14 protein-coding genes and 2 pseudogenes are annotated in these 17,336 nt (G+C 42.0%); 5 read left to right on the forward strand and 11 right to left on the reverse strand.

Translation table 11 applies throughout. The annotated features are described in order from the left end of the window. The first annotated feature begins 270 nt into the window (after positions 1 to 270). From ZX61_RS22280 to ZX61_RS22295, 3 genes and pseudogenes are all read left to right on the forward strand, one after another. Complete coding sequence (locus ZX61_RS22280) at positions 271 to 891, forward strand: imm11 family protein (protein WP_049846770.1); 621 nt, start codon at positions 271 to 273, stop codon at positions 889 to 891. A 343-nt stretch (positions 892 to 1,234) separates the two neighbouring features. Continuing rightward, positions 1,235 to 1,666, forward strand: a complete 432-nt coding sequence (locus ZX61_RS22285; protein WP_049846771.1) for a YcgN family cysteine cluster protein — start codon at positions 1,235 to 1,237, stop codon at positions 1,664 to 1,666. Between the two features lie 126 nt (positions 1,667 to 1,792). Beyond that, positions 1,793 to 2,809, forward strand: a pseudogene (locus ZX61_RS22295) (IS3 family transposase). Positions 2,810 to 3,001: 192 nt separating this feature from the next. Here the strand turns inward: ZX61_RS22295 and ZX61_RS24615 are convergent. Further along, positions 3,002 to 3,142: pseudogene (locus ZX61_RS24615) on the reverse strand (IS5/IS1182 family transposase); the annotation flags it as partial. A gap of 191 nt (positions 3,143 to 3,333) precedes the next feature. After that, on the reverse strand, positions 3,334 to 4,470 hold the full coding sequence (locus ZX61_RS22300; protein ID WP_082173534.1) for an NHL repeat-containing protein: 1,137 nt from the start codon (positions 4,468 to 4,470) through the stop codon (positions 3,334 to 3,336). 129 nt (positions 4,471 to 4,599) lie between these two features. On the opposite strand from ZX61_RS22300, the gene ZX61_RS22305 reads away from it, so the two are divergent. Beyond that, positions 4,600 to 6,639 (forward strand): acyltransferase family protein, encoded by a 2,040-nt coding sequence (locus ZX61_RS22305; protein WP_049846774.1) that lies wholly within the window; start codon positions 4,600 to 4,602, stop codon positions 6,637 to 6,639. A gap of 218 nt (positions 6,640 to 6,857) precedes the next feature. Then, positions 6,858 to 8,531, forward strand: a complete 1,674-nt coding sequence (locus ZX61_RS22310) for a mechanosensitive ion channel family protein (protein ID WP_049846775.1) — start codon at positions 6,858 to 6,860, stop codon at positions 8,529 to 8,531. A 28-nt stretch (positions 8,532 to 8,559) separates the two neighbouring features. Here the strand turns inward: ZX61_RS22310 and ZX61_RS22315 are convergent, their stop codons facing one another. The 9 genes from ZX61_RS22315 to ZX61_RS22355 form a co-directional block, all read right to left on the reverse strand. After that, positions 8,560 to 8,853 (reverse strand): putative quinol monooxygenase, encoded by a 294-nt coding sequence (locus ZX61_RS22315; RefSeq protein ID WP_049846776.1) that lies wholly within the window; start codon positions 8,851 to 8,853, stop codon positions 8,560 to 8,562. Between the two features lie 24 nt (positions 8,854 to 8,877). Next, entirely contained in the window at positions 8,878 to 9,273 is a 396-nt protein-coding gene (locus tag ZX61_RS22320; protein ID WP_049846777.1) for a VOC family protein, read from the reverse strand. A gap of 84 nt (positions 9,274 to 9,357) precedes the next feature. Further along, positions 9,358 to 9,660, reverse strand: a complete 303-nt coding sequence (locus ZX61_RS22325) for a ribbon-helix-helix domain-containing protein (protein WP_049846778.1) — start codon at positions 9,658 to 9,660, stop codon at positions 9,358 to 9,360. Positions 9,661 to 9,787: 127 nt separating this feature from the next. Beyond that, complete coding sequence (locus ZX61_RS22330) at positions 9,788 to 11,365, reverse strand: alkaline phosphatase (protein WP_049846779.1); 1,578 nt, start codon at positions 11,363 to 11,365, stop codon at positions 9,788 to 9,790. 297 nt (positions 11,366 to 11,662) lie between these two features. After that, positions 11,663 to 12,019 carry a hypothetical protein gene (locus tag ZX61_RS22335; protein WP_049846780.1) on the reverse strand — a complete coding sequence of 119 codons (357 nt, stop codon included), beginning with the start codon at positions 12,017 to 12,019 and terminating at the stop codon, positions 11,663 to 11,665. Between the two features lie 176 nt (positions 12,020 to 12,195). Then, a complete protein-coding gene (locus tag ZX61_RS22340) occupies positions 12,196 to 13,143 on the reverse strand; it encodes a ChaN family lipoprotein (RefSeq protein ID WP_049846781.1) in 948 nt (315 codons plus the stop codon). A 71-nt stretch (positions 13,144 to 13,214) separates the two neighbouring features. Next, positions 13,215 to 14,045 (reverse strand): 23S rRNA (guanine(745)-N(1))-methyltransferase, encoded by an 831-nt coding sequence (gene rlmA / locus ZX61_RS22345; protein ID WP_049846782.1) that lies wholly within the window; start codon positions 14,043 to 14,045, stop codon positions 13,215 to 13,217. Positions 14,046 to 14,166: 121 nt separating this feature from the next. After that, positions 14,167 to 16,203, reverse strand: a complete 2,037-nt coding sequence (locus ZX61_RS22350; protein WP_049846783.1) for a methyl-accepting chemotaxis protein — start codon at positions 16,201 to 16,203, stop codon at positions 14,167 to 14,169. A 234-nt stretch (positions 16,204 to 16,437) separates the two neighbouring features. Continuing rightward, complete coding sequence (locus ZX61_RS22355) at positions 16,438 to 17,322, reverse strand: D-hexose-6-phosphate mutarotase (protein WP_049846784.1); 885 nt, start codon at positions 17,320 to 17,322, stop codon at positions 16,438 to 16,440. Positions 17,323 to 17,336 lie beyond the last annotated feature (14 nt).

The following is a 17,336-nucleotide window of genomic DNA, read 5'->3' on the forward strand; positions in this document are numbered from 1 at the left end:
GAGGTACTTAATTGCAATAAATCCTTGTTCTATACTTAGTGTGAAGATTTTCATCGAATCAATTGTAAATATATCTACATTGAATATTAATAGCTAATATTATGGAACTTGATAAGAGATATTTTAACATTTGGATATGTGTCTCGTATAATGAAATACGATTTTGTCAAAGTGTCTGATTGGGTGATAGGTCTTCAGTTTGTTGAGTCTTAACGACTACATCCTCTCGACCATGCACCCTTAGCCGAGATGGATACCAAAGGTAGGACAATGAGCCAATATAACGATCAATACTATATTGTTTTTAAAGATTATGATGAAAATACTTTGTATCTAAAACCTCAAAAACATTCATCCATGAGGGACTATGAATACACTAAGCTAAGTGGTGGTGAGCCAATGTTTTTTGAAAATTGCTATCGCGATGAAGATTTGGCGAGAGGGGCCTCAAGGCCAATTAAACAGGCACACTTAGATTCAACTTATCCTGTGTTTTCCGATGCTATTAAGCAGTCACTTGGCAATATTGACAATGAATATTGTCAAACTTATCCCGCAGTGATTGTGGATGATCATGGTAAGAGCCATGACGATTACTGGGTATTCAACGTATTTGAAAAAATGGATGTGTTGGACATGGATAAATGTGCCATAAGAAAAAGAAATCCCAATAGAGAGGGGCAAAAAATTCAACAATACTGTTTGAGTGATGAAAAGTTAGATGAAGTGCCAGAAGAAGAGCGCTTGGTTTTTATGCCTAAATTCAGCAGTACCCCTCATATTATGATGCATGAGAAAGTAGTGAAAGTGTTTAAGAGACACAACGTAGATACGCTTAACTGTGTCAAAGTGTCTGATTGGGTTATGGGTCTTCAGTTTGTAGAGTCTTAATCTATATCCTGCTCATAGAGGAAGAGATTGACCTTCTTTCCTCTAATGGCCTTTGAATCAATTTCGTTCACTTTTAGGTTCGCGGTTATATTGGTGCAATGGTGGCGATTTGAAAAACAATTTCCGATGTATCCAGTAATCGGCATCGCAAAGCAATTAGTACAAAACAGTGTGAAATGGTTAGATGCTCGGATAGATTTATCTAAGTTAGAAGATGTGCATCTAACAAGAGTACTTGATATTACTCCCCCCCCAACAGAATCACTTGCACTTTGGACAAAGGATCTATATAAATTCGGCTTTCCTTTTTCCACAATGACATTTGAACACTTGGGGTTACCACATGACGCAGTTTTGGCAGCAAAAAGCTCTCGAAGAGATGACCGAAGTAGAGTGGGAATCTCTATGTGATGGTTGTGGTAAATGCTGTCTACACAAACTAATGGATGAAGACAGCGATGAAATCTACTATACCAACGTTGCGTGTAGTTGGTTAAACAGCAAAACATGCTCGTGTAAAGACTACCCAAACCGTTTCACTTCTGGTGAGGAGTGCACCAAGCTCACCCGTGATGATATCGATGATTTCACGTGGCTCCCGCATACCTGTGCTTACCGCTTACTTGCGGAAAAGCAGCCACTGCCAGAGTGGCATCCACTCATTACAGGCTCAAAGTCAGCCATGCATGCCGCTGGCGAAAGTGTCCGCAACAAAGTGGTGTACGAAATTGATGTTGTGGATTGGGAAGACCATATTTTAAACTTACCTTCATAAGATTGGAATGCAGCCTATGATCTACTATAAGGTTTAATTCTACGGTTGGTCATGACCTTTCCCCCTGAATTAGCACCATGACTTCGATGAGATTTCTAATACACTAGAAATAATGGAGATCTCTAAATGAAAAAACGATACACGGAAGAACAGATCATTAAAGCGATAAAGCAGCGCGAAGCTGGTGCTAAGGTAGACGACATTTGTCGTGACATACGGGTATCATCGGGCACGTTTTACAATTGGCGTAGCAAGTATGCAGACTTGGAAATCAACGAAACGAAACGCTTAAGAGAGCTTGAGTCTGAGAACAACAAGCTCAAGAAACTGCTCGCCGAGAAGTTACTTGAAGTTGAAGCGATGAAGGACGTCGTCTCAAAAAAGTGGTAACGCCATCTTCTCGAAAGCTCATTGTCCGCCACCTAATTGATACTCACCAGTTAAGCGAAAGAGCGGCCTGTAAGCTTGCATGTTTGAGTCAAACGGCGTTTCGATACCATCCTAAAGCCGCGTCAGACATAGACGTACGTGGGCGCTTGAAAGAACTCGCGGCGCAATACTCTCGCTACGGTTACTTGATGCTCCATAGCTTACTAAAGGCTGAGGGCTTGGTTGTGAACAAGAAGCATACGTATCGCCTTTACACAGAAGAAGGGCTGCAAGTCAGGACGAAGAAACGGAAAAAGCTACAGCGTCCTCGATTGGTCATGGATGTTCCAAGCAGATTGAACCAACGTTGGTCGATGGACTTTGTCTCCGACCAACTGAGCAGTGGAAGACGCTTTCTCATTCTCAATGTCATTGATGACTATTCACGAGAAGTCGTCGGGCAACTTGTATCTGTATCAATCAGTGGACAGCAAGTCGCTCGCTTTTTGACTCAACTGATTGAAGTGCGTGATAAGCCTAACCACATTGTTTGCGACAACGGAACGGAATTCACCAGTAAAGCCGACTCAAAACGCGTTCGTGGAAAGTTTAAACGGCAAGTTCAGAAATGAGTGCCTCAATCAGCATTGGTTCCGCACTCTGGATGAAGCAAGGTACGAAATAAAACTATGGAGAGTGCACTACAACCATATTCGACCACATAGCTCTCTAAATTATATGTCGCCAATTGATTATGCCAATCAAGCGGCGTAAACATGGGAAACTTCATCGAGGTGGTGGTATTAATCTCGGGGAAAGGTCAGTCATTTATGCTTAGTTTATAATACGTACAAATCTCAACGATTAAAGACTACACGTATAAAAACATTGTTGTCTAAAGGTTGCAATTAGAAGCTAATTAGTGAGTGCCGTAGTAACAATAACGGTGTATTGATAAAAAAGATGCCGCTTCACTAGCAGAGTGGTTGTGATGGCTAAATCACCGAAAACACGAGGCTTGCCCATACTTGTTTGCTTCCATTCACTTTTCGCTTCTTCATAGGTCCGAAAAGTTAGAGACTATCGGTTGATTAGCACTTGATTCAATTGTTTCCAATTCTTTGTTTGTGACGTAGTTTAGCATGAGATTGCAACGATTAATGAGTGTAGCTGATTAGATCATAGCTTATTGATTTAGTTCCACAAATTTAAGCAACAAAGCAGATAGGCGACTAAACCGTATAACTTATCACTGTTTTTTTAATCCCGCTAATCTGCGATGAACCAAGAAAGTAATGTTAGTAGCTAATAGGATATATTTTTATTCTCTTGTTAAGTCCATCAGCTATAAAAAGTCTTTCGTTGGCAATAATTGCGTCAAATGGGGAACTTAAATGACCTATGGAAGTCCCTCGAATCGCAGACTCACCCGTATTGCTCCAGTTGACATAAATGTTACTTTTACTTGCCCCAAGCCATCCAACATATGTTCCATCTAAGTTGAATTTTTGAATTCGATTGTTCCCGAAGTCTGCAACAATAATAGACTGGTTATTATGGATGAAGATCGAGGCAGGCTTATCGAAACCGCCAGGTAAAGATGTCGGTACAGCTTCTCCTCCTACTTCAAATTTAAGGGTCGTTCCTCCGTTTTTTTTTGCTCCAATCCATCCAAGTGGCTGCCCATTTTGGTCAAATTTTTGTATTCGATTGTTTCCTACCTCTACCACATAAACGAAACCATTTTTATCGACTTTAACCATGTGAGGTTTGTTAAACCCTCCAAGGGCACTACTGCTCACTGGTTCCCCGGATTGTGCAAATCCATTTGTAGGTCCGGATGACGTCGCGCCTAACCAACCAATGAAGTTATAGTTTGAATCAAACTTAAATACTCTATGCGAGCCATAGTCAGAAACCCAAATATTTCCAGTTGGGTCTACGTAAGCGTTTGCTGGCCCTTTAAACTTTAGAGATGAATCATTAGGGGAGCTATTTAGGAACTGAACAAAATTCCCACTATCGTCATAGATATGTACTGATAGATTATAATATGCAGACACTACTATATATCCGTGAGAACTAAATGAAATAGAATGAGCGCCAATGGGAGCTTCTAGGCTATCGACGCTAGGGGATAGATCTTCATCAAACCATCCAGATGTATTGGTTTCAGAAGAATAACCAAGCCATTTTTCAAAAGCTAACTCACTAGAAAATCTTACTACTCTGGCTTCGACAATATCAGGTACATATAGTTTAAAGTCATGTGAAACGAGAAGACCATATGGGCCTTGAAAACCTGTAATTGATGTTATAGTTGAGTTGCCAACTACACTGGTAGTTGCAAGCCATTGACTTGACTGGTTAATGCTGCTCTGTTCTGTACCACAGGCTGCTAAGAAGATGGGCAATATAATTGTCCTTAAACGCATGAGTTGTCGCCCCTCGAGTTAACAGGCAAAATTGCAGCCTCATCTTAGATTGAATACATTAATTATAGACTATTTGTTTTACTATCCATATAATTACTTGTTTAAGGTTTAGAAAAAATAAATATAAGCATGGATAATAACTTCAAACTAGCATACAGAAAAGAACTTGATGGGTTGAGGGCTCTTTCCGTTTTTGCTGTGATTACTTATCACGCTGGAATTGAAATTAATGGAATGGAAATGTTCCAAGGTGGCTTTCTTGGAGTTGATGTTTTCTTTGTATTATCGGGGTATTTAATTACTTCCATTATTTTGAGTGAAATAAATTCTGATAAATTTAAAATAATGGATTTTTATTGGAGAAGATTTAAGCGTATTGTTCCTGTGTTTTTAGTGGTCTTGCTTTTTACTAGCTTGATTTCATTTTTTATATTCTTGCCAAATGACCTATTGTCATACTCGAAATCTTTGAAATCTGCAATCTATTTTGGTTCGAATTTATTTTTTCTAGGAGAAGACAGTTACATTGCGGATTCTAGCCTCTATAAACCACTTTTACATACATGGAGTTTATCTGTTGAATGGCAATTTTACATTATTTTTCCTTTGTTTATGTGGTTTGTATGTCGATATTTCAGAAAATATTTATTTGGCTTTATTCTATCATCCGCTCTTTTATCTTTCCAATATTCGGTAGTATTAGCACCTAAATATCCAGATATGGCTTTTTATTCACTTGCATCACGAGCTTGGGAGTTGTTGTTTGGTGCTGTATTGGTGTTTTTTAAAAGAGATTTAATGCTAAATAATATGCGAAATCCAATTGTGAATTTTGCATCGAAAATACTTCCAGTAATAGGGTTGTATATTATATTTTATAGCTTTTTCTTTGTAAGTGACACCTCTATACACCCTTCATTTGTGACATTGTTACCTGTGTTAGGAGCTGGGCTTTTTATTTTATTTTCGAACGAAGGTGAGTTATATAGTGATTTTTTATCTTGGAAGCCCATTGTTGGAATTGGACTAATATCATATTCCTTGTATTTGATTCATCAACCGCTGTTTGTGATGTTTCGTTTTTTAAAATATGAAGAGTTTAGAAATGAACAATTTATATTAATGCTATTTGTTTCAATGGTATTTGCAACAGCACTCTATTTTGGAGTCGAGAGGCCTTTTCGAAAGAGAAGGTGGGCTCTTTGGCAGTGGTGCTTAATGATTGTAACTGTTGTGCTACTTTGTACTTTTTGCTTATTGGTAGAAAAGAATGACGGTTACCCTGAACGAATACCCCCAGAAAATAGGTTGCTGTTTGAGAACTTTAAGCAAACAGAAGAAACAAGGCTGAAAGGAAAAGAAATTGGAGAGTGGTATCCTTTAGGGAAACCCCATGAACCGTGTATTTTACGTGAGCCATCTAAAGCTTGTAGGTTCGGGGATGAGTCATGGGTAACCCTAGGCAGTAGCTATGTTGGGATGTTTGAATATGAACTCCAACAGCGTTTAGATCAGATTGGCAAAGGGTTAGTTTCTTTGACCTATTATTCTTGCCCTTTCTTTTCGACTGACTTATGGATGGAATCTACTCCAATATGCCCGATTATTAATGAAAAAAGGTGGCAAGTTATAAAAAAAATGAATCGACCTAAGACATTTTTTATTAATGCGCCTTATTTTTTGTTTTCAGAAGTTAAGGTTAGAGAACAAGATAATGTTTACGAAAAACAAAAAAATAGGCTTTCTCAAGGGATGAAAGCAGATCCTCAATTGGCGTGGGTAAGTTTTGTAGGAAATATAAATAAATTAATTGATATGGGTCATCGTGTTGTTGTTGTTTACCCCATGTATAATACAAATGTGAATGGATTCCTTCTAGTTAGGAAAAAGATGACACAAAATAAGACTCTACAGAAGATTACGTTTGAAAGGGTAAATGCCCCTCAACGAGAAATTGATAGTATTTTGAAGCTAGAAAGTAAGTTGGATTCACTTCTTTTAGACAGAGAAGGACTATACAAAATAAAGCCATTAGAGATTTTATGTAAGGATAATATATGTCCGTTAGTAGATGAAAAAAATGGCCCTTTGTTTAATAATGGGACGCACTTGTCTAACTACGCAGTAAGCTTGATTCTAGATGAGATGAGCGTAAAATTATCTTACTAGATAACCGTCTATGACTAAAGTATATAGTATAAAGTTGGTATATATTTATTAATCCCATACCTTTTGTTTTCTTTTCGTTACAAACAGTCGCCATTGGCGGCTGTTTTTGTATTTGCTATCTACTACCACTCAATATGCAAACCTTTGAATTTAGTGGTGTACAATTAGGGGTATCAATATAAGAAACAAAGACTTGTGTTTGTCTGAGCGAGGGAATCATGGACTTGTTGTCCTATCGAAACGTTAGAGTGATGGCCGTCGGGCTATTTATTTCACTAGCTGCGATTATTAGCTGCTATACACATGCTTCACAAGAGCCGCTTTCCATCTCGAAACAAGAGCAACTGATAACGAAGATAAATAATGATATCAAAGAGTTATCAGATACTCTCGAAATGAGTAGTGGTGATGAACAAGATGCAATTCAACTCAAGTTGTTTCAGAAAAATGAAGAGCTAAGATCTGTTCTTCAGAGTGCGGTAAGCCGCCAAACCATTTCTGCCGAAAAGCTAATACCTCAAGTTGAAATGCAGCAAAACTACTCAACTGCAGCCGCTTCTTATCTTGAAGATCGAATTAAAGCCCTCAATGCCGAGATTGATTCTGCCAAAAACGAAGAAAAGCTCTCACTGCTTAATGATTTTCAAGAGCTTCAACACTATTTGGATAATGTGATTGAGTCGAGATGGGAAAACATTCAGTGGCTAAAAGTGCTTGGTGTTGACGAATCTCTCCAAGAGTCACAGTTTAAAGATTTACTCACTAAGCGACTTAGATTGACGTCGGCTACTGTAGAGTACTTTAGCCAGCAAGTCAGTGTAGTGGGAAAACAGATTGCGGTTAGTCCGAAGTCTGAAACAGCAACTCTACAGCTTGCTCAGTTGGTGATTAAACAACGAATGAATATTGCCGTTGATAGCTTGACTTCCTTAATCTCCATCGCTGACCAGCTAAACCTTGATACCTCAGAATATAAACGCATGTTGTTTGAGGTGACAGGAAGCATTACTCAAGACTTGTTTGAAGGTAAGGTGATTTGGTCGATCTTAACAAGTTGGTCGGATAATGTGTGGGATTGGGTGGCAAACAATGCACCTCAGCACTTGTTTCAGCTGTTTATCTTCGCTCTAATCATTATTGCCACCAAAATGCTGGCAAAACTTGTGCGTAAAATTGTCAGCAAAACGGTGGTATCAAAAAATCTCAAGCTGTCGCAATTAATGCAGGACTTTTTTATTGGCATGTCGGGCAATATCGTCTGGGTGGTCGGTATTTTAGTCGGTTTGTCGCAGATAGGTTTGAACCTTGCACCGGTGTTGACAGGTTTTGGTATTGCGGGGGTGATCATTGGTTTTGCCTTGCAAGACACCTTATCAAACTTCGCTGCAGGTATGATGTTGCTAATCTACAAACCTTTTGACGTCGGTGACTTTGTCTTCGCTGGTGGCGTAGACGGTAAAGTCAGCCATATGAGCTTGGTGAACACAACGATTAAGACGTTCGATAATCAGATTATTATTATCCCTAACGGCAAGATCTGGGGGGATGTAATAAAAAACGTGACTCATGAACGAGTACGACGCGTTGATATGGTATTTGGCATTGGCTACAGCGATGACTTGCTTAAGGCGGAAAGCATTCTCACGGATATTGTCATGGCTCACGCGGCAGTGTTACGTACCCCAGAGCCAAATATTCGCGTTCATACTCTTAACACTTCTTCGGTAGATTTTATCGTTCGACCTTGGGTTAAAACGGATGACTACTGGGATGTGTACTGGGATGTGACCAAAGAGGTAAAGCTTAGGTTTGACCGTGAGGGCATCTCGATTCCTTTCCCACAGCAAGACGTGCATTTGCATATGGTCAAAGAATCCCCAGAAAAAGAATAAATTAGAGCGCCATCATCGGCGCTCTTTTTTATGATTCAGCTAACTCGTCGTAAAAACAAATTTCTGGCTCTCCGATAAGTAGGCCATCGAGTTTTTGTAGAAGATCATGGAAGTAAGGCTGATCGCAGTGAGCATCAAAAGCGGCCTGACTTGCAAACTGTTCTTGAAAAACAAATATACTAGGATTGGCTTTGTCACGTAGTAGTGTGTATTTCAGGCAGCCTGGCTCGCTGCGAGTTGGGGCTAGCATTGACACCAAGTACTTTTCCAGTGTTGCCTCTTGGCCAGTGTTAGCGTGAAATTTAGCTGTTAAATTGATCATTGTGTTTGCTCTGTTTTTGTCATGTTATAGGTATCGTCCTTGACGTTGTAGAAACTCGATCTTATATCCATCGGGATCGGTGATAAAAAAGAAACGAGCAAGAGGGGCCGAGTGGTGTTCAAGCACTTTTATGTCCGAAGCTTGAATCCCCTTGTCACTCAGGTAGGCGTGAGTTGATTCAATATCCTCTACACTGACTGCAATATGTCCATACCCTGTACCATGTGTATAAGGCTCAGTTTGAGAGTGGTTATAGGTCAGCTCTAGCTCAAACTCGGTTGTTGGGTTGGTTAAATAGGTCAACGTGAAGTTGTCAAAGACAAACTGGTCTTTTATGTTTAGTTGAAGCGCTGTGCGGTAAAACTCGATTGACTCGGTCAGATTGCTCACCCGTATCATGCTGTGAATAAGTTTTGTCATACATCTACCCTTATTTTCTTTGAGGGTAGAGTAAAGGGATTCAAAAATAGTGTGGTAGTACTGGAGTACGACAATAAGCTCAGCTTACTCCTGAGTGAGTTGCAGCTTAACAATATCCATAACTGATGCTGGTTGGCGCAGATAGATCAAGCAGGCGCACCTTAGTAAAGAAGTGAAGTTATTGATTTCTCCATTGTATACCAACGCCTCTGTGTAGATAGAGCTGATAAAGCGTGGCAAAGTCATTGACTGCTGCTCGGCGATCTCTTCTAAGATGTGCCAGAAGCTAGCCTCCAGTTTGATACTTGTCGCATGACCATCAATTCGAATGGAGCGGGCAATGGTTTGATAGTTTTCTTTTGGTTGGTTGGAAAATATTTCGCACATGGTGAACGCATTAAAGTGGGTAAAGCCTGCATTTTTGTCTTTTTATCGTTATAGCGTCAATGATTAATTACCTCAATGGATATCCGATCACGGGCATCCATTGAGGTTGTTTAATGCCGTTAAAGGCTTAGTTCACCTGAGATTTAATGAACTCGCCCAGCTCTGAGTGGTGCATGATCTTAGACACAGGCAGTACTTTGTCAGCAGGACCCCATGCAAACACATTGACTGGGGTGTGAGTATGCGTCCCTGTACCCCACACAATGTTTTGACCTGTTGCTTGCTCACGAGCAAGTAGGTTGCCTCGGTCGTTATATGGGAAGAAGGCATCAAAATCGTTTATCGCAGGCACCTGTTCTGTCGACAGATATTTATGTTGAGCTAAACGATATGGGTTTGGTTTACTCGCAAGTACCCTAGCGGCCTGTTCTGTCGTGATTGGGAAGGCGCTATTTTGATTAACTATCTGAGCGAGGCTTTCCGGTGTCTGTTTGGCTTTGTCTAGCTTTTGGAAAGAGCTGATCATGCCGTAGTAGCTTTGTTTCTGATTATATAAACCATCTAACACGTCGAAGGAACCGAAGTTAAAGTTTGGTGCGTAATCTCTGTTGGCAAAAGCTTCACCTGAACGTTTTTCAGGTTTAGGTAAATCTTGAGATGAGTAGCTGAAACCAAAAGAGCCTGTTTCGTGGTCGGCTGTTACAATGATGAGTGTATCGTCACGACCTTGAGCCCATTCATAAACAGAGTTAACCGCTTCATCAAACTTGAGCATTTCATGCAGCATAGTACCTGCATCATTACTGTGCCCAGCCCAGTCAATTTGCCCGCCTTCCACCATTAAGAAAAAGCCCTGTTTGTTCTGAGATAGGATGCTCAGCGCTTTATCTGTCATCTCTTTTAGGCTTGGCTGACTGCGTTTTGGATCGGCTTTTTTGTTGCTGTAGGCGATACCATCATCCATACCTGAATAAGCAAATAGACCGAGCAGCTTAGAGCCGTTTGCTTTGTCTAGCATCGAGCGGTTGAATGCCAAGCTATAGCCCTGTTGTTGTGCTTCAGCAAGCAGGTTGCGTTCGTCTTTACGTTTTGATTTCAGGTACACATCACCTTGGGTAAGTTGTTCAAGCTGCTTGTAGGTGTCGCCTTTATCATTGGTTGATTTTGGAATCCAATGGCGTAAGCCGCCAGAAAGCATAACATCAACGCTGGTTTCAAGCATGTCTGAGGCAATGTCATTTTCTAGCGAGCGATGGGGCTGGTGAGCGGCGAATGCGGCAGGGGTAGCGTGGGTTAGGCGAGTATCTGAGATCAGGCCTGTTGCTTTACCTGCTTTTTTGGCTTTCTCGAGAACGGTCTCGATGTGGTGACCTTGAGAGTCAATACCAATAACTTCAGAAGAGGTATATATTCCAGTCGCAAGCATAGTTGCTGAACATGCTGAGTCAACTACAATGGCGTCTTCTGGGTGGGTCAACGATGAGCCAATCACCCCTTCTTGCGCTAACTTGAACAGCGCCGTTGTTTTCCCTTCATAAATCGAATTTGGTGCTTGGTTCGCGTACGTTTCTAACAGGCCAACTTGTTGTGGGCCCATACCATCGCCAATCATCAAAATAACGTTTTTGATCTCTGCCGAAAGTACGTTGAAAGAGAGCGTAGAAGCTACAGTCGCGGTTAGTATTGGTTTTATAAAGCGCTTCATGAAATTGTCCTTGTTTTTAAAAGCGCATAGATTTAACCACTACATTATGTCAGTGATGTTAAATATATGTTTCACGAATATGACAAATGGTGCCCCATAACTCTTGCGAGTCTAAACTTGCGGTAATGTGGCACTAAAGCATCAGGCAGGATTAACGTTAATCGAGGAGGGTATGGTGATTACGTGCAGCAGACTGCTCACAATAACCCAAGGTAACATTATAGGTTGTACATGCGAGTGACGACGAACAGCGTAATTTGTTGCGAGTTACAAAGGCTTCTATGGTTGATTACAGTCTTAGAGTATCGCTAAAAGAATTCCTCCAACGGTTGCCGCAGCGGAAAGGTATTGCCCTGCGGAATAAGAACCGTCTTGCTCGTCTTCAATTGTATCAGGATGATCAATACCGAGTGCGCCGTGGGCAAAAGACTCAACTTTGTCACCGACAGTTTTGTCGCCTTCTTTCGCACCTTTTCCTTCTTTTTCAATTTCTTGAAGCGCTGCCAATAGCGCTTTTCCTTCATCTGAAAGCGTGACTTTGTTTTGCTCAACCTTTAGTGGGGCTTGACCCACGTTCGAGTCAGGTGCCTTGGCTTGAGGCGTTACCTGCTGGGTTGGTGACAGCTTTGCCGCCTCCATTCCTACTGGTGTCATAATGCTCTCCTTACATCATCCTCAGACAATATATCGACCGCTTAGTTAAAAACTTGTGCATTTTATTTAAAAAATGAATCTGAATTATTAAAGCATAAATCGTGCCTGTTTAAAGAATGCCCATCAAGTCACTTGCGTTTGATCGGCATTGAATTAAAGACGAGCAATAAGGGTGCCTACTTACACTCTAAATTATCATTTCGCTTAGTCAGATGTTTGTATGCGGCCATTCTGTTTTCCATTTTCACGTAACGGATAGGTGGTGGCAACACTTCAAGTGGGTAGTCGCTCCCGATAGTTTTGCTGTCGAGTGGTGATTCGGTTGGCGTGATGACTAGCACGTTAAGATTCGGGTTGCGCTTAAGAATTGATGCTTTGATTCCTAGCCCTTGTTGAGTGTGAAACAATCCGGCGATATGGAAAACTTGTTTGTTTGGGTTGCGCGCTAGGTATTCGACAATGCTCTCTGCCATGGTTTCATCCCAAGTGACTTGGGCGGCAAACTGGCGCTCAGTCTGCTCTGGTTTGCCATGGTGCATTGAAGCCATGAACTTTTCTTTGTATGGACTGCTTGCAGTATCAATCGTCGTCGCTAGCTGCTTGCGTTGATCGGCAGTCAGTTTTTCTAGATAGCTAACGCCCTGGCGTCCTATACAGCGAACGATGGACTTTGGCGCGTTGGCGGCAATGATATCCAACTGGTTCGCTTTGGCATACTCAACCAATGGGCGGTAATCACTCTCATAGTTTGGCCATGCTGCTCCTTGTTTGATGAGCGTTTGTTCACCGATCTCATCTGCTAGGTATGTATCCAGCACTTTTTGCTTATCGCGTGAGAACTGCTCCATAGAGAGCGCGACATCCATATTTTTATCAGTCAACTGCTTAAGCAAATCCACTTGGAAGTGATGAATCCCGGCATGTGTATGCCACTCGCCAACGAGAATCACATCTGCAGCTTTTAATTCCTCAGGCAAAGAATCGATAGAAATGACTTGTCGCTCAGGGGAATAGAGTTGGTAGTCGTAGTAGCTACTTATTGTACTTTTCTGGGGTGAAAGCGATGGACTTGAACAGGCTACTAAGGCAAAGCAGCTTATAGAAGTGGCAACGAGCCTTAACATAATTGGCCTCCATTAGATTGTTCGGCAATAGTAATGGAGGCCAGAATAGAGTTCAATAAAAATGAGAATTATTATCTATTGAGTGGCTTTTTACGATAAATTCTGATCATAAAGTCTGCCTCGCATTCAAAAAGTGTAGCTGACTTTAGTCTGTCTCGAAGCTCATCAGAAGCTTTCCAAGCGAATGGTGTCATTTGCAGTAAATCGTAACCATCACCGTTACTCAGCTTCATTAAATAAGATAGCTGTTGTTGCTGTTCTAGCTCAAAGCCTTCAATATGTTCAGTTTCTTCATTATGTAACCTCACATCAGGATAGATCTCTTCGCGAAGCTGGTACAGGTGACGACCAGCAGGTGTGACGGTAATAACCACTCCGGAGTTAGTAGTGACCCGAGTCAATTCCTCTGCTTTACAAGGGGCATAGATACGCAAAACAGCGTCAAGACTAGCATCTTCAAACGGAAGACGATGACTTGAAGCAACAGAGAAATTGCAGTTTAAATAGCGCTTAGCGGCGTAACGAATCGCCACTTTTGAAATATCTAGACCATAGGTTTTCGCCTGAGCGTATTGTGTGGTAAGCGATGAGGCGACTTCGGTTGTATAGTAGCCTTCACCACAACCAATATCGAGTAATCGATGTTGTGTATCAACCAGAACGTCAGCACACAGTTGTGCAACGCGTTTTTTCAGTGGTTGGTATAGATCTTTTTCAAGAAAGCGTCTGCGTGCCTGCATCATTTCTTTGTTGTCACCAGGATCTTTAGAGCGTTTGTGCTGTACAGGCATTAGGTTGATATAACCTTCTTTCGCCAAGTCAAAAGAGTGGTTGTTCTGACAGCGATATGTACGCTCGGAAAGAGTAAGATGCTGATGGCATAAAGGGCAGGTGTAGGACATAACTGACTCTGGCAAAAATAAACAAAGCGAAGTTTATCAGGAAGCACAAATACAGACTAGCAGACACAACGAAAAAGGCAGCTCCGAAAAGCTGCCGATAAGTTTTGTGAGAACAGTTAACTTAGTGGAAGAAGTCTACTTGCTGTTTCAATGAAGCAGCTTGTTTGATTAAGTGATCGGCACTTTTTGTCGTCTTCGCACTTGTTTCGCGACTTTCTCGATTTAACTCACTAATTGAGTTGGCGTTGGAAGCAATTTCTTGAGAGACATTCGCTTGCTCCTCAGAGGTTGCGGCAATGGTATCGGCTTGACTCGCGATAGACTGGACTTGAGATGCGATTGCTTCCAAAGCTTCTCCCGCTTCTTGAGCTTTGTCTAAAACCTGATTGGCGTTAGCTTGGCTTTTGTTCATCATTTCGACTGCGTTACTGGTTGAGCCTTTCAGTTTATCAATAATGGATACTACATCTTTAACGGATGTTTGAGTGCGGTGGGCGAGGGTGCGAACTTCATCTGCTACGACTGCAAACCCACGGCCCTGTTCACCTGCACGCGCAGCTTCGATTGCAGCGTTGAGTGCTAGTAGATTAGTTTGCTCTGCAATCTCATCGATCATTTTAGTAACGGTTTGGATTGCTTCACTATCAAGGTTTACCTGTTGAATTGCTTTGGCTGAATTGTCTAGCTGATCATTGAGTTGTGCAACATCAATACACACAGTCTCGACCACTTCTAGTCCAGACTGGCTATCTTGGTTGGTAAGGCGAACATTTTCTGCAATGGCTTCAACCTGCTGGGCAACAGCTTGTGCAGAAGAAGCCATTTCTTCAATGGCAGTGGCAACCTGCTCAACTTGCTCTTGCTGGATATCAGACTGGCTTAAATTGCGCTGAGCATCCCCAGATACGCTTTGTGAGGCACTCTGAACAGAATCACTGGTCGAGCGGATCTCTCCAACCAAAGTATTCAATTGGGTCGCCATATTCGCCACGCCATTGCTTAGGTTCGCTATTTCGTTCTTCGACTCTTTGCCTGAGGAAGGGATATCTAGGCTTACTTCGCCTTTGGCCAGTCGCGTCATGTAATCATTTAACACGGTCAGTGGCTTCAAGTTACGATTTAAGAAAATGGTTAAGATAATGAAAGTTGCGATTGCGACGATTGTAGCGATAGTAATGATCAGTTTAAGCAGCGTGTCGCTACCTTTGGTCACTTCTTTGATGAAGGTACCGCCTAACAGTTTCCAGTTCCAGCCAGGAACTTCCGTATACACTAGGTATTTTTCGCCGACAGTACCTTGGTATTCATAAGGGTAGCGAATTAATCCACTTTCTTGCTCAAAGATCTGATAAAAGGGTTTATTACCATCGTAGTCAGACACTTCAACAATTGAAGGGTCATTCTCATCGCGTAGTGGGTGCAGTAGGTACTTACCTTGGTTGTCTTCGCGGTTATCAACAACAATGGTGTAACCCGTGTCACCCCATGTAATGGACTGAAGGGATTTATATAGAGCTTGCGTGGCCTGCTCGACAGGTAGCCCAATAAAAGATAACCCGGTTACTTTCCCTGCCGCGTTCTTGATTGGCGCATAATAGGTAATATAGCTGTCACCAAACAGTTTGACCTGCGCATAATAAGGTTGGCCGCTAATCAACTGGCTGTAGCCAGGGTGGCTTTTGCCTAGTGTCGTGCCGACTACGCGCTTGCCAGAAGGATCTTTTAAAGACGTTGATACACGAATAAAGTCACCATTTAGTGGCGCAAAAAGAGTGGCAACAGCGCCAGTATCGCGGGTGAAGCTATCAACTAACTTGGTGTCGTTTATTAAGCTCTCACCATATTGGGTAATATTTGGGATCGACTCGCCATTAAAGTCGACGCTATAGTCCTCGACATAAACACCTGCTAGGTAGCCGTTTCTGAAGGTAGATTCCAGCACTTTAGCGGTATGCAAATAGGCGTCGAACTGGCCTGCGATGGTCATTGCCATCGATTCTACTTCTGACTGGTGTTGTTTTAAGGTTGTTTCTAATAACACTTCAGAAGCGTTGCGGTAGACCAGTGTGGCGGTGCCGGCAAAGGACACCAGCAAGCACAGTAATATCACTAGCTTCAACTGAAAACCGACGCTTTGATTTTTGAGTTTTTCTAACATTTTTAGTTATCCTGCCTTTTGTAGACTTGTGTCGTCATCGAAAACTAAACTTTCAATAGCGAATGATAATAGCGATTTATAAAATGGATATAATTGATTCGCGTTAATGATTTTATAGATAACGAGACCGAAATTGACAAGGTAGAGTGCCTAGACTCTAGAGACCAGAATGTAGAAAGAGAAATTTCAAGTGAAAGGAAAGTGTCACGAGCAAGGTTACCCGTGACAAAGGATTTATCTAGCAGAAATCTTAGTAGTTAACTGATGACGTTCATTTGGTTGTAATGTTTTGCCTTGTTCGATTGAAGGCGCGTGCAGAGTCGACTCGACGCAAAGGAAGGTTTTGTAACCGTTGTCTTGCATATCAGCCATTCCCTGAGCGCCCTTCGCCCACGGATTCCACAAAACTGCCGAATTATGACCTTGGTTTTCAACGACTACCGCACGCTTGAAAACCGGGTCTTCAACGATAATTTCTTCTTTGGGCTGAGTATAAACTCGGTCGATGGTGTCAGTCAGTTGGAGTTCTTCGCCGCCTTGACATACCTCACCATGTTTGAGGCTGTCGATGTATTCTGGGCCCATACCTGCTGTGGTCGCTTGCTCGATATCACCAACGGTCAGGTAAGTATGCAGTGCGCCAGAGAATGTCCAAGGTTGCTCATCAGTATTGGCTACATCCAGTGTGACTTTTAGTTCATCACCAATTTCAACCAATAGGTGAGCTTGAAATTGGTAGGGCCAGATAGCCAGTGTCGACTCGTTAGAAAGTAAACCAAGCTCAACGATAACACCGTTTTCGTTTTCACGATGTTCAAGTAGTGTCCATTCACTGTTACGTGCAAAGCCATGCGCTGGCGCTGCAATGCGACCAAACCAAGGCCAACAAACAGGAATACCACCGCGAAGCGCTGCTTTGCCATCAAAAATAGCTTGCTCGCTCACCCAGATTAGGTCTTCTTGACCTTGCGGTTTGAATGAAATGACATGACCACCATGTAGGGCGATACCTGCCGACGCTTTTTCGTGTATGACGCGAACAACTTTAACTTGATCGATCTCTACGATAGTCACGTTGTCAGATAAGACGGTCAGGGTAGGGAGAGTGTTTAAATCCATGTTCTGTTTCCAAG

It is taken from the genome of Vibrio sp. VPAP30, assembly GCF_001188205.1.
In the GTDB taxonomy this organism is placed as follows: Bacteria; Pseudomonadota; Gammaproteobacteria; order Enterobacterales; family Vibrionaceae; genus Vibrio; species Vibrio bivalvicida.

Bases quoted from the DNA above. Each gene is read 5' to 3' on its own strand.
- ZX61_RS22280 (WP_049846770.1), top strand. From the start codon at position 271: ATGAGCCAATATAACGATCAATACTATATTGTTTTTAAAGATTATGAT.
- ZX61_RS22285 (WP_049846771.1), top strand. From the start codon at position 1,235: ATGACGCAGTTTTGGCAGCAAAAAGCTCTCGAAGAGATGACCGAAGTA.
- ZX61_RS22300 (WP_082173534.1), bottom strand. From the start codon at position 4,470: ATGCGTTTAAGGACAATTATATTGCCCATCTTCTTAGCAGCCTGTGGT.
- ZX61_RS22305 (WP_049846774.1), top strand. From the start codon at position 4,600: ATGGATAATAACTTCAAACTAGCATACAGAAAAGAACTTGATGGGTTG.
- ZX61_RS22310 (WP_049846775.1), top strand. From the start codon at position 6,858: ATGGACTTGTTGTCCTATCGAAACGTTAGAGTGATGGCCGTCGGGCTA.
- ZX61_RS22315 (WP_049846776.1), bottom strand. From the start codon at position 8,853: ATGATCAATTTAACAGCTAAATTTCACGCTAACACTGGCCAAGAGGCA.
- ZX61_RS22320 (WP_049846777.1), bottom strand. From the start codon at position 9,273: ATGACAAAACTTATTCACAGCATGATACGGGTGAGCAATCTGACCGAG.
- ZX61_RS22325 (WP_049846778.1), bottom strand. From the start codon at position 9,660: ATGTGCGAAATATTTTCCAACCAACCAAAAGAAAACTATCAAACCATT.
- ZX61_RS22330 (WP_049846779.1), bottom strand. From the start codon at position 11,365: ATGAAGCGCTTTATAAAACCAATACTAACCGCGACTGTAGCTTCTACG.
- ZX61_RS22335 (WP_049846780.1), bottom strand. From the start codon at position 12,019: ATGACACCAGTAGGAATGGAGGCGGCAAAGCTGTCACCAACCCAGCAG.
- ZX61_RS22340 (WP_049846781.1), bottom strand. From the start codon at position 13,143: ATGTTAAGGCTCGTTGCCACTTCTATAAGCTGCTTTGCCTTAGTAGCC.
- rlmA (WP_049846782.1), bottom strand. From the start codon at position 14,045: ATGTCCTACACCTGCCCTTTATGCCATCAGCATCTTACTCTTTCCGAG.
- ZX61_RS22350 (WP_049846783.1), bottom strand. From the start codon at position 16,203: ATGTTAGAAAAACTCAAAAATCAAAGCGTCGGTTTTCAGTTGAAGCTA.
- ZX61_RS22355 (WP_049846784.1), bottom strand. From the start codon at position 17,322: ATGGATTTAAACACTCTCCCTACCCTGACCGTCTTATCTGACAACGTG.